Here is a 13,459-nt window from a genome sequence, read left to right as displayed (position 1 = left end):
GTGCATGGATGAACGAGGTAGCTAACAGGCGCTTTTGCCCTCTACACTCGGACATTCATTGATACACAGAGGTTTTTCCATGCGGCGTGTGGTGTTCAATCAGAAAGGCGGCGTTGGCAAGTCCAGCATTGCCTGCAACCTGGCGGCGGTCAGCGCCAGTGAAGGCTATCGAACCCTGTTGGTGGACCTCGATGCGCAAGCCAACTCGACTCAGTACCTCACCGGGCTGACCGGCGACGATATCCCGATGGGCATCGCCGAATTCTTCAAGCAAACCCTGTCATCCGGGCCGTTTTCCAAGAAAAACCGCGTGGACATCTACGAAACGCCGTTCGACAACCTGCACGTCATTACCGCGACGGCCGAGCTTGCCGACCTGCAGCCCAAGCTTGAGGCCAAGCACAAGATCAACAAGCTGCGAAAGCTGCTCGATGAACTGAGCGAGGACTACGACCGGATCTACCTGGACACGCCGCCGGCGCTGAATTTTTATGCGGTTTCGGCGCTGATTGCCGCTGATCGTGTATTGATTCCGTTCGATTGCGACAGTTTTTCACGCCAGGCGCTGTATGGCCTGCTGGCGGAAATCGAAGAATTGAAGGAAGACCACAACGAAGGCCTGGAAGTGGAAGGCATCGTGGTCAACCAATTCCAGGCGCGCGCAAGCCTGCCGCAGCAGATGCTCGATGAGCTGATTGCCGAAGGCCTGCCGGTGCTGCCGGTGTACCTGGCCAGCTCCGTGCGCATGCGCGAGTCGCACCAGGAGAGCAAGCCGCTGATCCACCTGGACCCACGGCACAAGCTGACGCAGCAGTTTGTGGAGTTGCATAACTTGCTGGAAAGCGCGTGATCCTTGCCGGCACCGCCTGACCCTGTGGGAGCTGGCTTGCCAGCGATAGCCTCACCTGGGTTTAACTGGCAAACCGAGTTGCCTGCATCGCAGGCAAGCCAGCTCCCACATTTGTTTTGCATTGCTGCAGGGGGAATTGGATTGTTCCCACAGAGGCTGTAGGAAGGGTCTGGCAAGCGGGGTTGCGCCTTGTCTCGCTGCCTACAGATAAGCCAGAATCCGCCGGCTTGTGCGTCTGGATGGGCGTCTCTAAGGTTCTCGGACCGCTGAATTCTCAGTGGTCGGGTTTAGTAGCCCGAGTGTGATCGCCGAACGTACAAGTGTCGTCTATCGGACCTTCTGGTCTGAGCATGATGGTGGCTGTGCGTAGGGCACCCTCGGGTGCGCCGGTCTTCGGCTTTCCACCGGTCTACTAACCTGCGTACAGCTGCCACCCCTCCGTTTAGTAGCGGTGTGATAGCAGCCAAATTCAGGAAAAGTCGATTATGCCAAACGCCACCAACCTGTTCTGCGTATCACCCAACCTCCCCACCGAAACCGTCGTGCTCAACAGCTACGAAACCTTCTCTTCCGTGCGCACGCTATTACTCAAGCTGTCCAACGACCTCACCGGCGAACACCGCGACATCGCCCTGGCCATCCATCAATTAAGCGAACTCGGCGTACAACTCGTAGGCCAGATGATGGACCGCGAAACCCCCGTAGCCCAAGCTTAAAACACGGTCAGTGTGGGAGCTGGCTTGCCTGCGATGCAGACAACTCGGTCTGTCAGGCAAGCCGTGGTGATGCCATCGCAGGCAAGCCAGCTCCCACATTTGACCGAGTTGATATCGGGTTTGGATTACACGCCTTGGCTACGTAACCAACTCATCAACTGCGGCAACGGGAATGCCCCACTCTGGCGCGCTACTTCGCGGCCGTTCTTGAACAGAATCAGGCTGGGAATCGAGCGAATCCCCAATTGCGCCGACAGCTGCTGATTGGCCTCGCTGTCGAGCTTGGCCAACCGGCACTTGCCCTCCAACTGCCCAGCCGCCTGCTCGAACACCGGCGCAAACGACTTGCACGGCCCGCACCACTCAGCCCACACATCCACCAGCAGCGGCAGGTCGCCCTTGATCTGGGTGGCGTAGTCGCCCTGTTTCAACTCAAAGGGCTTGTTCAACAACACCGGCTGTTTACAGCGCCCGCACTTTGGCGCATCACCCAGGCGTTCGCCGGGGATGCGGTTGAGGCCGTTGCAATGGGGGCAGGGAATGACGAGAGGTTCGGACATGGAGGGCTCCTGGAGATGGCCAATAGTTTCTATCTGGAGCCAGCGCCGCTATTTATCAAGGCAAATACATAACTGTGGCGAGCGGGCATGCCCCGCGTTGGGCTGCGGAGCAGCCCCCAGTAAAGTAACCGAGTTGTATCAGGCGGATCTTCATTGCAGATTTTGCGGCTGCTGCGCAGCCCAGTGCGGGGCAAGCCCGCTCGCCACCGTGAACGTATCGCTTTTGCGAACTTACGACGAACAACTGATCTCCAAATGCTTGCCCCAATCCGGCGGCCGCTGGGCGTATTGCTCCATCCCCGCCTGCTCTTCAAACGGATTGCTCAGCACTTCATGCAATCGACGTACTTCGCTGTAGTCGCCTGACTCGGCGGCGGCGATGGCGTTTTGTGCCAGATAGTTGCGCAGGATGTACAGCGGGTTTACCGCGTGCATGCGCTCACGGCGCTGCGCTTCGCTGTAGTCCCCGTCGCGCGCAACTCGGGCTGTGTACAGTTCGGCCCAGGCATCGAACCCTGCAAGGTCGACGAAGTCATCGCGCAGCCGCGCCACAGCTTGCGCTGCGGGCTCATCACCCAGGCGGCGGAAGAACAGCGTGTAGTCCACGCCGCTGTTTTGCATCAGCTTGAGCAACTGCTCCACCAGCTTTTGGTCATCGTCTTCAGCCGTGGTCAACCCAAGCCGACGGCGCATCAGGTCCAGGTAATGGGCCTGGTACAGCGGTAGGTAGAGGCCAAGCGCCTCTTTCAAGGCGTCAACGCTGATAAACGGCGTGAGCGCCTGGGCCAGCGCACTCAGGTTCCACTGCCCAATGGGCACTTGATTGCTGAAGGAATAGCGCCCTTCGTGATCGGAGTGGTTGCAGATGAAGTGCGCGTCAAAGTCATCGAGGAACGCAAACGGCCCGAAGTCGAAGGTGATGCCCAGGATCGACATGTTGTCGGTGTTCATCACGCCGTGACAGAAACCGTAGGCCTGCCATTTGGCGATCATCTCGGCATTGCGCTCGACGATTTCGCGGAACATCGCCAGGTACGGCTCGGGCTGCTCGCGGCACTCGGGGTAGTGCAGGTTCAACACGTGTTCGGCCAGTTCAGCCTGCTGCTCGGGCTTTTTGGTGTAGTAAAAATATTCGAAATGCCCGAAGCGGATATGGCTGTGCGCAAGGCGCAGCACCATGGCGCCGCGCTCCTGTTTCTCGCGCCACACGGGTGTGCTGGAGCCAATCACGCACAAGGCGCGGCTGCTGGGGATGCCCAGCGCATGCAACGCCTCGGAGGCGAGAAACTCACGGATCGAAGAGCGCAGCACCGCGCGGCCGTCGCCCATGCGCGAATAAGGCGTCATCCCGGCGCCTTTGAGGTGCAGGTCCCAGTGTTCGCCGGCCTCGTTGTACACCTCGCCCAGCAGCAGCCCGCGGCCGTCGCCCAGTTGCGGGGTGTAGCCGCCAAACTGGTGCCCGGAATAGACCATTGCCCGCGGCTCCGCTTCGGCCCACAGCTTGTGCCCGCTGAACAGCTCGGCAAACACCGGCGTGTCGGCCACTGCCGGGTCGAGGTCGAGCAGGGCCATGGCGGCATTGCTTGCGACCACAAGGCGCGGCTCGTCGAGCGGCTCAGGCAATACGTGGGTTGAGAACGCGTCGCCCAGGCGTGCGAAGCGGTTGTCGAAGGTCAGTTCGTCGAGGGCTTTCACCGGCCATCTCCAGCAGAATGTCCGAGCATTCTGCTGGGGATAGGCGCGTTAGTCGAGTTTGCTCGGCGGTGGTTCTTGCACGCCGCCGTCGTTGGCGGGTTTGGCCGGGGTGTCGACTTCCACCAGTTTGTATTCCTGGCCGTGGAGGTTCTTGAGGTAAACCTCCATCTGGCGGAACGAGATGTTGATGTGGTGGTTCTTGAACTCGCGGTTGATAAAGCGGTTCACCTCGTCGATCACCGGGTTGCGGTCACCGAGGTCGCGCACGTGCATGCGCAATTCGTGGTCGAGGGTGCTTTCGCCGAAGTTGAGGAAGTACACGTGGGGTTCCGGCTCTTTCAGCACGCGTGGGTTTTCTCGCGCGGCCTTGAGCAGCAGTTCCTTCACCAGGTCCAGGTCGGAGCCGTAGTCCACACCCAGTTTTAGCGTGACGCGGGTGATGGTGTCGGTCAGCGACCAGTTGATCAGTTGCCCGGTAATAAACGTCTTGTTCGGGACAATGATGTCTTTGCGGTCAAAGTCGGTGATGGTCGTCGCACGGATGCGGATCTTGCTGACGGTGCCCGACAGGTTGCCGATGGTGATGGTGTCGCCGATACGCACCGGGCGTTCGAACAGGATCATGATGCCGGAGATAAAGTTGGCGAAGATCTCCTGCATCCCGAAGCCCAACCCCACCGAGAGCGCTGCCACCAGCCATTGCAACTTGTCCCAGCTCACGCCGAGCGTGGACAGGGTGGAGACGAAGCCGACCCCGGCAATCACATAAGACAGCAAGGTGGTTGTGGCGTAGGCGCTGCCTTGAGCCAGGTCCAGCTTGGACAGCACCAGCACTTCCAGCAAACCCGGCAAGTTGCGCGCCAGGGCGAAGGTGATGCCGACGATGATTGACGCACCCAGCAAGTCGCCGAAGCTGATCGGCACCATGCTGATGTTGGCGCCGGTGCCGCTGGTGTACTCGTACAGGGTGATGTTGTCGAGGTAGGAGAACACGGTGATCAGGTCTTTCCACACCCAGTACAGCGCCGCGATAAAGCCGCCGAGCAAGGCCAGGCGAATCAGGCGCATGGACTGTTCGTTGACCTGTTCGATGTCCAGGGTCGGTTCTTCGATCACCGCTTCGCCATCACCGGCTTCCTTGGCGGCCTGGCGTTTGGCCAGTGCACGCGCGTAGGCCAGGCGCCGTGCGGCGACGCCGAGGCCGCGCACGAAGGTGGCTTCGATCACTAGCCAGAACATCAGCAGGTACAGGGTATTGATCAAGCGGTCGCTGAGTTTGAGCGCGGTGTAGTAATAGCCAAAGCACACCGCCAGAAACAGGGCGACGGGCAGGGCGGTGAACACCAGGCCCACGGCTTTACGAAACAGTGAAGCTTTCTCGTGGGTCGGGCTGTTCAGCAGCAGGCGGCCCAGCAGCCAGGCCATCAGCGCGTAGCACGTCAGTACTACACCGATGCCCAGCACGTCGTCGGCCAGCGCCTCGGGTTGGTGCTCGGCGATGGCCACTACGGCCACCAATGCCAGCACTACCAGGCCAAGTTTGCGCACCCAGCCTTGCAGGAATTCAACCTGGGGTTTCTCCCAGCGAAAGTGCAGTTCCGCCACGCCGCCCGGCGCCAGGATGCGGTAGGCGGTGTAGAACACCAGCCACGCTTGGGCGATCTGCAGCAGTGCATCGCCAAGGTTGGCGTTTTGCCCGCGGGCGTCGATCTGCAGCGCGTAGCCGCACAGCGCCAGGCCCAGGGACACCGGCATCGCCAGCAGGATGTTGATCAGGATGGCCTGCGGCGTGTGCCACTGGCTGTCGCGCTTGAAGTGGCCGATGTCCAGGTGAACCTTGTTCAGGCGCTGGTACAGCGCTTTACGCCGCCACAACAATGCACCGATCAACAGCAGCAGTGGCAGGAACAACAGTGGGCGCTGGGTCAGGCCGTCGTAGAGTTCGCTGACGCTGGAGGCCCACGGCAGGGTGGTGATCTGTTTGTTCAGGTGCGCCGGTACGGTTTCCAGCCACTCGGTGTCCAGCGGCTTGTTGCTGGGGATCCAGAACATTTGCTCGTCCAGCGTCGCGCGCAGGGTGGTGGCGGTGCTGAGCAGTTGTTTCTGGTTCAGTTGCAGGGTGATCGATTCGTTCAGCAGTGCACTCAGCTCACGGCTCAGGCGCTCAAGCAAGTCGCTGCGGGTGATCGCCAACTCCAGCAAGGTGCGGCGCAGTTGCGGCGTCACGTCTTCCGGCGGCTGGTTGGCCAGCAAGTTATCCACATACGCACTGGGCGAGTTGATCAGCTCACGCTGCTGGTTGATCTCGAACTGGTACAGGCGAATGTTGGCGATATCGTCTGCCAGGTCGCGGTCGACCGTGAGACGGGGCAGCGCCTGTTTCTGCTTGTAGAGAATCTTGGAGAGCAGCAGGCTGCCCTTGAGCACGTTGATTTGCTCGTCCAGGGCCGAGTCGCTTTGCGTCACTGCGTCCAGTTGCTGCTTGGTCTTGAGGTTGGTCTGGGTCAGCTCGTTGAGGCGGTCGGTACTCTTGAGCAGGTAGTCGGACAGTTTAAGGTTGGCCGCGCTTTCCGAGGCCAGCAGGCTGCTGCCGCCGGCCTTCTGCGCTTCGATGGACTGTTGGGTCACGGTCTGCTGGGACTGGGCCAGGCGTTTCTGGTTGATCAGCGTTTGCAGGTCCTGGATTTCCTGCTCCAGGCGGCTGGTTTTCTCGGTTGCCAGGTCGCGCTGGCTATTGCCCAGGTCTTGCAGTTGGCTGTTGCCGGCCAGTTCCTGGCGGCGCAGTGGAATCAGGGCATTGAGGGCGGCCAGTTCGGCGTTCAGTTGGTTGCGCTGGTCGCCGGTGAGGGTCTTGCCGTTGTCTTTGCCCGCCTTGAGGATCGAGTTGATCTGCTGGATGCGGGTCTGGCTGTTGCTGATTTCGGTCTGGGCGCGTTCGGGACGGGTCTGGGCGGCAACGGACATGCTGTTGGCGTCGGCCACGGTTTTTTGCAGATCGCCTTGCTGGGTGGTGCGTTGCACCAGCAACTGCTCAAGCTGCGGCACCGGCAGGGTGGCGTAGCGCTGCGCCACCGGGATGATTTTGGTGGCCTTGAGTCGTACCAGTTCGCGCTGGTTTTCAGTGGTCTGGCGCGGGGCGTCTTCGAGCTGGCGCTTGAGGTCGACAAGGCGCTGCTCGTAATCCTGCTTGTTGCCCAGGTAGGTCAGGGTCTGTTGCAGGATGGTTTGCAGCGCCTTCATGTCGGCGTCAGGCAGCTTGCGGTCGGGCAGTTTGTCCAGGGTTTGCTGGATGGACTCGGCGCTGGGCGGGTCGGCGGCGTAAACGCTGCCGACACAGAGGGTCAGGCCCAGCAGGGCAGTGGCTAAAAAGGTGCGCAGAGTTGTCATGGATACCGGTCGAGCAAGGTAAAAAAGGTGGGGGCGTGGCGCCGTAGCCCCGCAGTTTAGAGGAAGAGTCCAGGGCCTGGACGACTTCCTTCGGGGAATTTGACGCCGACTTTTCCGATTCTGTTCCCGTCCATGACCGCGACGGTCCACAGCGTGTTGTTCCATTCCACTTGGTCGCCTACCACTGGTGCGCCGCCGACCTTCTGGGTAATGAAGCGACTCAGTGGCATATCCGGGTCGATACCCTCGAGCTTGAGGCCGTAGAGCGCCGACACCGCGCCCAGCTGGGCGTCGCCTTCGAGCACAAAGTCGCCGAAGAAGCGCAGGTCGAGACCGCGTTGCGGCGCCTGGCTGAACAGTTTGCCCAGGGCCGGCAGGTTGTGTTCGTGGCCGATCACACAGAGCAAATCGTCGACTTCAAGCACCGTACTGCCCGACGGATGGAGCAGTTGCTGGCCACGGAACAGCGCGGCGATCCGCGTGCCTTCGGGCATTTTCAGTTCGCGCAGGGCCGCGCCGATGCACCATTTTTCCGCGCCCAGGCGGTAGACGAACAGCTCCCACTCGCTGGTAACGTGCACTTCCAGGGCGGCGCGGGAGATCGGCGCAGGGTCCGGCGGTACGGTCACTTTCAGCAGCTTGGCCACCCACGGCAGGCTTGTGCCCTGCACCAGCAGCGAGACCAGCACGATAAAGAACGCCAGGTTGAAATACAGCTGCGCGTGCGGCAGGCCGGCCATCAGCGGGAACACCGCCAGAATGATCGGTACCGCGCCGCGCAGGCCGACCCAGGCGATAAAGGCTTTTTCGCGCCCGTGGAACGCCTTGAATGGCAGCAGGCCGACCATCACCGACAACGGCCGCGCAAAGAGGATCATCCACAGTGCCAGGCCCAGGGCGGGCAGGGCGATGGGCAGCAAGTCATGCGGCGTGACCAGCAGGCCCAGCACCAGGAACATACCGATCTGTGCCAGCCAGGCCATGCCATCGAGCATATGCAAAATGCCATGGCGGCTGCGCACCGGGCGGTTGCCGATCACCAGACCGCACAGGTACACGGCGAGGAAGCCGCTGCCGTGCAGGGCGTTGGTCAGGGCGAACACCACCAGGCCACCGGCGATCACCAGGATCGGGTACAGGCCGGTGGCCAGGTTGATGCGGTTGACCATCTGCAGCATCAGCCAGCCGCCGCCCAGGCCGACGATGCCGCCAATGCCGAACTCGCGGACCAGATGGGTCAGCAGGCTCCAGTGCAGGCCGGTCTGGCCGGTGGCGAGCATGTCGATCAGGGTCACGGTGAGAAACACCGCCATCGGGTCGTTACTGCCGGATTCGATTTCCAGGCTGGCGGTGACCCGCTCGTTCAAGCCTTTGCCGCCCAGCAGCGAGAACACCGCGGCGGCATCGGTTGAGCCGACGATGGCGCCGATCAGCAAGCCTTGAATGATATTAAGGTTGAACAGCCAGGCCGCGGCCATGCCGGTGAGCCCGGTGGTGATCAATACCCCCACCGTGGCCAGCGACAACGCCGGCCAGAGTGCCACGCGAAAACTCGCCACCCGTGTGCGCAAGCCGCCGTCGAGCAGGATCACTGCCAAGGCAAGGTTGCCCACCAGGTAGGCGGTCGGGTAATTGTCGAAGATGATGCCGCCGCCATCGACGCCGGCGATCATGCCCACGGCCAGGATGATCACCAGAATCGGGATACCCAGGCGGGACGAAAGAGAACTCACCAGAATGCTCGCACCCACCAGCAACGCGCCGATCAAGAACAGGCTGTTGATGGTCGTCGCATTCAAAGGCAGTACTCCAGAACGGGGAAGACAGGGCGCAAACTGACCATGCAGTCTGCGTGCCAGCGATTCTAACCTGTTGAATTGCTGTGCTGTCAAAAAGCTTTTGCCGGCCTACATCAATCCAATGTGGGAGCTGGCTTGCCTGCGATGCAGGCAACTCGGTGGGTCAGGTTCACCGAGGAGATGCTATCGCAGGCAAGCCAGCTCCCACAGGAATCGACTTACAGCCTGAAGCGCCCCACCATCCCATTCAAATCCACTGCCAGGCGCGACAACTCACTGCTCGCCGCACTGGTCTGGCTGGCACCGGTGGCTGACTGCACCGACAGATCACGAATGTTCACCAGGTTGCGGTCCACTTCCCGCGCCACCTGCGCCTGCTCTTCTGCCGCGCTGGCGATCACCAGGTTGCGCTCGTTGATCTCGACAATCGCGGTGTTGATGGTATCCAGCGACAGGCCCGCGCCTTTGGCGATGTTGAGTGTCGACTCCGCGCGTTCGGTGCTGTTACGCATCGAGTCCACCGCGTGCTCGGTGCCGGCCTGAATGCTGCCAATCATCCGCTCGATCTCGCTGGTCGACTGCTGGGTGCGATGGGCCAGGGCGCGCACTTCATCAGCCACCACGGCAAACCCGCGACCGGCTTCACCGGCGCGTGCGGCTTCAATTGCGGCGTTCAGCGCCAGCAGGTTGGTCTGGTCGGCCAGGCCGCGAATCACGTCCAGCACCTTGCCGATGTCACGCGATTCATTGGCCAGGTCGCCAATCAGTGTGGCGGTGGCCTGTACGTCACCGCTCATGCGCTCGATGGCGCTGACGGTTTCCTGCACCAGGTCACGGCCGTCACCCGCTGACGTGGTGGCATTGCGCGAGGCCTCGGAGGTGCTGACCGCATTGCGCGCCACCTCTTCGACGGCGCTGGTCATCTCGTTGACGGCGGTGGCGGCTTGTTCGATTTCGTTGTTTTGCTGGGTCAGACCACGGGCGCTTTCGTCGGTGACGGCATTCAGCTCCTCGGCGGCGGAGGCCAGCTGCGTGGCGGAACCGGCGATGCGTTGCAGCGTGTCGCGCAATTTTTCCTGCATCTTGGCCATGGCGGCCAGCAGGCGGCCGGCTTCGTCGTTGCCGTCGACCTTGATCGGGCGCGTGAGGTTGCCTTCGGCGACTTCTTCGGCCGCTTCCAGTGCCTGGGCGATTGGCAGGGTGATGCTGCGGGTCAGCAGCCACGCAAACAGCAGGGTCAGCGCCGTGGCAATGATCAGCAGGCCCACCACCAGGTCAAAGGCCATGTCGTATTGGTCTTTGGCTTGCTGATTGGTGGCGTTGGCCATCTTGTTGTTGATGTCCAGCAGGCGTGTCAGCACCGCGTTGACTTGCTCGGAGTTGCTCAGCAATTCGGTGTTGAGCAAGTTGCGCAGGTCGTCGATCTGGTTGGCGCGAGACAAACTCTTCATGCGCTCTTCGATCTGGTGGTACTGACCGAGCAAGCGCACGTATTCGTCGTAGGTCGAGCGTTCTTCGCCACTCTCGATGAGTTTTTCGTAGACGCCCTGGGCGGTGCGGATCTGCTGGTTGCGCAGTTCAAAGGCTTCCAGGGTCTTTTGCTGCACGTCTGGCTCACGGTTGGTCAGCAAGCGATACGACAACACCCGCAGGCGCAGGGTCAGCTGGGTGAACTCGTCGAGAGCGCGAATGCTCGGTACGCTGGACAGTGTGATGTCTTCGGTGGCAGCACGGATCTTGCTCATTTGGTTCAGGGCGAACACACCGAGAAACAACATGAGCGCACCAATAAACGCGAAGCCAAGAAAGGCGCGCGGCGCGATATTCATATTACGAAGAGACATGCTGAAGTCCTGGGGAGAAGCGCGATCCGTGCGGCCATGAGACGGGGTGTGCATCAGCTATCGGCCATGCGACTAAAGTCTTAAGGGGGCGCGCGCTTTTGTCGCATCAGACGAGGGGTTGGGCGGATTCAGGAACCAGATGGGGTAAATGCAGTCACTAAGGCTCGAAAGTGCGGCCCGGCCCTTAAATATCGGGCTGCGCGCCTGGGATAACCCTGGCATCCGAGGTGAATTTTCTTTATCGTCACCGCCCTTTGAAAAAGCCCGAGAAATCAAAATGTTAGAAGCATCCCTCAGCCAACTCGAACAACTGGTCAGCGACCTGGTACAGCAAAACCAGGACCTACTGGGCAGCAACGAATCCCTCAAGGCCGAACTGGCCCGCGCCAAGGATGAAAACGACAGCCTGCAACTGAACCTGATGGAACAGGAAGAAAAGCACGGCGCAACCGCCGCGCGCATCCAGGCCTTGGTTGAGCGTGTGAGCGCAGGTCCTGTCGGCGCATGAATGAAGGCATAAAGGTCGTTTCGATTCTCGGAGAGGATTACTCGATCAAGGCGCCGGACGGGGAAGATCAAACCCTGATGCACGCCGTGACCATGCTCAAGGCCTCCCTGGCCACCACCAAGAAAAAGTACCCGACCCTGATCGGTGACAAATTATTGGTACTGGCTGCGCTGAACCTGTGCGCCGAGCAGATCGAAATGCAAAAGCACCACCAGCAGGAACTCGACCGTTACCAAGAGCAAGTCAGCGCCACGGTCGAAGTGATTTCCAAGGCGATCGGAACGCCTTAGAACCACGCATCCTGCATCCCCAGGCACGTGTCATCGCGTGCCTCCAGAATCGCCAGTTCATGATGGCAGCTCGGCACTTCCCAGGTCAGGAAGTACCGAGCGGCCTGGAGCTTGCCTTTATAGAAGGCAGCATCCGCCGCATTGCCCTTGGCCAGGCCTTCCTCGGCGCGAATTGCCTGTTCCAGCCAGCGCCAGCCAATCACCGTGTGCCCGAACACCTTCAAATACAGTGCCGAATTCGCCAGGCTGCTGTTGACCTTGCCTTGGGCGAGATCGGTCAGCAGGCCGAGTGTGACGCGCTGCAGGTTGGTCACTAATTCTTCCAGTGGTTCTCGCAGTGCGGTCAGTGATGGGTATTGCTGTGCGCGTGCGCCTGTCTCGGCGATCAGGCGGATCAGTTGCTTGAGGCCCGCGCCGCCATTCTGCGCCAGCTTGCGCCCGAGCAGGTCCAGGGACTGGATGCCGTGGGTGCCTTCGTGGATAGGGTTCAGGCGGTTGTCGCGGTAGTACTGCTCCACCGGGTATTCGCGAGTGTAGCCGTGGCCGCCGAGAATCTGGATCGCCAGCTCGTTGGCCTTGAGGCAGAACTCCGACGGCCAGGATTTGACGATGGGCGTGAGCAGGTCGAGCAGTTCGTGGGCTTGCTTGCGCTCGGTGTCGGTTTCCAGCGTGGTGGTGTCATCGAACAACCGCGCGGCATACAGGCCGAGGTCGAAAGCGCCTTCGACATAGGCTTTTTGTGTCAGCAGCATGCGTTTGATATCGGCGTGCTGGATGATCGAAACCGGCGCGGTGCCTGGGTCTTTGCTGTCGGGCAGGCGACCTTGTGGGCGTTCGCGGGCATATTCCAGCGAGTAGAGGTAGCCGGCGTAACCGAGCATGACTGCGCCCATGCCCACGCCGATGCGCGCCTCGTTCATCATCTGGAACATGCAGCTCAGACCCTGATGCGGCTTGCCTACCAGATAGCCGACGCAATTGCCGTTATCGCCGAAGTTAAGCGCCGTGGACGTGGTGCCGCGCCAGCCCATCTTGTGAAACAACCCGGCCAGCAGCACATCGTTGCGCGCGCCCAGGCTGCCATCCTCATTGACCAGGAACTTGGGCACGATAAACAGCGAAATGCCCTTCACCCCGGCCGGCGCGTCCGGCAGCTTGGCCAGCACCATGTGCACGATGTTTTCCGACAGCGGGTGGTCGCCCCCGGAGATAAAGATCTTGTTGCCCTTGAGGCGATAACTGCCGTCAGCCGCTGGCTCTGCCCGCGTACGAATATCCGACAGGGATGACCCGGCATGCGGCTCGGTCAGTGCCATGGTGCCGAAAAAGCGGCCCTCGATCATTGGCTGCAGGAAGCGCTGCTTCTGCGCCTCGGTGCCGAAGCTTTCGATCAGGTTGGCGGCGCCCATGGTCAGGAACGGGTAGGAGGTCGAGGCCGCGTTGGCCGACTGGAAGTGCGCAAAGCAGGCTTGCGACAGCAGGGTCGGCAACTGCATGCCGCCGGCGTCGAAACTGCGCGCGGCGTTCAGAAAGCCGGCTTCGAGGAAGGCGTCCACGGCAGGTTTGACGTCCGGGATCAGGATCGCCTTGCCGTCTTCATAGCGCGGTTCGTTTTCGTCGTTCTTGCGGTTGTGCGGCGCGAAATACTTTTCGGCAATGCTGCGCGCGGTGCTGATGGCGGCATCGAACGTTTCGCGGTTGTGCTCGGCAAACCGCTCGCGCTGGGTCAGGCCCTCGGCATCGAGGACTTCGTACAGCTCGAAAGCCAGATTGCGGGAACTGAGCAGCGTCTCGGACATGGCGGCTTACC

The 13,459-nt window shown here is 61.1% G+C and carries 9 protein-coding genes and 2 pseudogenes; 4 read left to right on the top strand and 7 right to left on the bottom strand.

Going from position 1 to position 13,459, the window contains the following annotated elements; all coding sequences use genetic code 11:
* Positions 1-79 precede the first annotated feature (79 nt).
* A complete protein-coding gene (locus AC19YS_RS04635) occupies positions 80-850 on the top strand; it encodes a ParA family protein (RefSeq protein ID WP_106577554.1) in 771 nt (256 codons plus the stop codon).
* Between the two features lie 485 nt (positions 851-1,335).
* Complete coding sequence (locus AC19YS_RS04630) at positions 1,336-1,566, top strand: DUF6124 family protein (RefSeq protein WP_500601056.1); 231 nt, start codon at positions 1,336-1,338, stop codon at positions 1,564-1,566.
* Positions 1,567-1,691: 125 nt separating this feature from the next.
* Here AC19YS_RS04630 and trxC read toward each other — a convergent pair whose 3' ends face one another.
* The 6 genes and pseudogenes from trxC to AC19YS_RS04600 all read right to left on the bottom strand — a co-directional run.
* Complete coding sequence (gene trxC, locus AC19YS_RS04625) at positions 1,692-2,126, bottom strand: thioredoxin TrxC (protein ID WP_169986571.1); 435 nt, start codon at positions 2,124-2,126, stop codon at positions 1,692-1,694.
* A 231-nt stretch (positions 2,127-2,357) separates the two neighbouring features.
* Positions 2,358-3,821, bottom strand: a complete 1,464-nt coding sequence (selO, locus tag AC19YS_RS04620) for a protein adenylyltransferase SelO (RefSeq protein ID WP_106577557.1) — start codon at positions 3,819-3,821, stop codon at positions 2,358-2,360.
* A gap of 48 nt (positions 3,822-3,869) precedes the next feature.
* Positions 3,870-7,208 (bottom strand): mechanosensitive channel MscK, encoded by a 3,339-nt coding sequence (mscK, locus tag AC19YS_RS04615; RefSeq protein ID WP_106577558.1) that lies wholly within the window; start codon positions 7,206-7,208, stop codon positions 3,870-3,872.
* A gap of 56 nt (positions 7,209-7,264) precedes the next feature.
* Positions 7,265-9,007, bottom strand: coding sequence for a potassium/proton antiporter (locus AC19YS_RS04610; protein ID WP_500601053.1), 1,743 nt, complete (start codon positions 9,005-9,007; stop codon positions 7,265-7,267).
* Positions 9,008-9,225: 218 nt separating this feature from the next.
* Positions 9,226-9,825, bottom strand: a pseudogene (locus AC19YS_RS04605) (methyl-accepting chemotaxis protein); the annotation flags it as partial.
* A 303-nt stretch (positions 9,826-10,128) separates the two neighbouring features.
* A pseudogene (locus AC19YS_RS04600) lies at positions 10,129-10,785 on the bottom strand (MCP four helix bundle domain-containing protein); the annotation flags it as partial.
* A 343-nt stretch (positions 10,786-11,128) separates the two neighbouring features.
* On the opposite strand from AC19YS_RS04600, the gene AC19YS_RS04595 reads away from it, so the two are divergent.
* Together AC19YS_RS04595 and AC19YS_RS04590 are read left to right on the top strand one after the other, a co-directional pair.
* Positions 11,129-11,359: a hypothetical protein gene (locus AC19YS_RS04595; protein ID WP_038844376.1), complete on the top strand. Its 231-nt coding sequence runs from the start codon at positions 11,129-11,131 to the stop codon at positions 11,357-11,359.
* Positions 11,356-11,649: a cell division protein ZapA gene (locus AC19YS_RS04590; RefSeq protein WP_119738009.1), complete on the top strand. Its 294-nt coding sequence runs from the start codon at positions 11,356-11,358 to the stop codon at positions 11,647-11,649. Before AC19YS_RS04595 ends, AC19YS_RS04590 begins: the two co-directional genes overlap by 4 nt.
* On the opposite strand, the gene AC19YS_RS04585 is transcribed toward AC19YS_RS04590, so the two are convergent.
* Positions 11,646-13,448 (bottom strand): acyl-CoA dehydrogenase, encoded by a 1,803-nt coding sequence (locus AC19YS_RS04585; protein ID WP_200624002.1) that lies wholly within the window; start codon positions 13,446-13,448, stop codon positions 11,646-11,648. The two genes, AC19YS_RS04590 and AC19YS_RS04585, sit on opposite strands and share 4 nt — an antisense overlap.
* Positions 13,449-13,459: the final 11 nt, after the last annotated feature.

It is taken from the genome of Pseudomonas sp. MF08831 (genome assembly GCF_059862645.1).
This window is presented reverse-complemented; position numbering and strand designations above follow the sequence as displayed.

Bases quoted from the DNA above. Each gene is read 5' to 3' on its own strand.
- AC19YS_RS04635 (WP_106577554.1), top strand. From the start codon at position 80: ATGCGGCGTGTGGTGTTCAATCAGAAAGGCGGCGTTGGCAAGTCCAGC.
- AC19YS_RS04630 (WP_500601056.1), top strand. From the start codon at position 1,336: ATGCCAAACGCCACCAACCTGTTCTGCGTATCACCCAACCTCCCCACC.
- trxC (WP_169986571.1), bottom strand. From the start codon at position 2,126: ATGTCCGAACCTCTCGTCATTCCCTGCCCCCATTGCAACGGCCTCAAC.
- mscK (WP_106577558.1), bottom strand. From the start codon at position 7,208: ATGACAACTCTGCGCACCTTTTTAGCCACTGCCCTGCTGGGCCTGACC.
- AC19YS_RS04595 (WP_038844376.1), top strand. From the start codon at position 11,129: ATGTTAGAAGCATCCCTCAGCCAACTCGAACAACTGGTCAGCGACCTG.
- AC19YS_RS04590 (WP_119738009.1), top strand. From the start codon at position 11,356: ATGAATGAAGGCATAAAGGTCGTTTCGATTCTCGGAGAGGATTACTCG.
- AC19YS_RS04585 (WP_200624002.1), bottom strand. From the start codon at position 13,448: ATGTCCGAGACGCTGCTCAGTTCCCGCAATCTGGCTTTCGAGCTGTAC.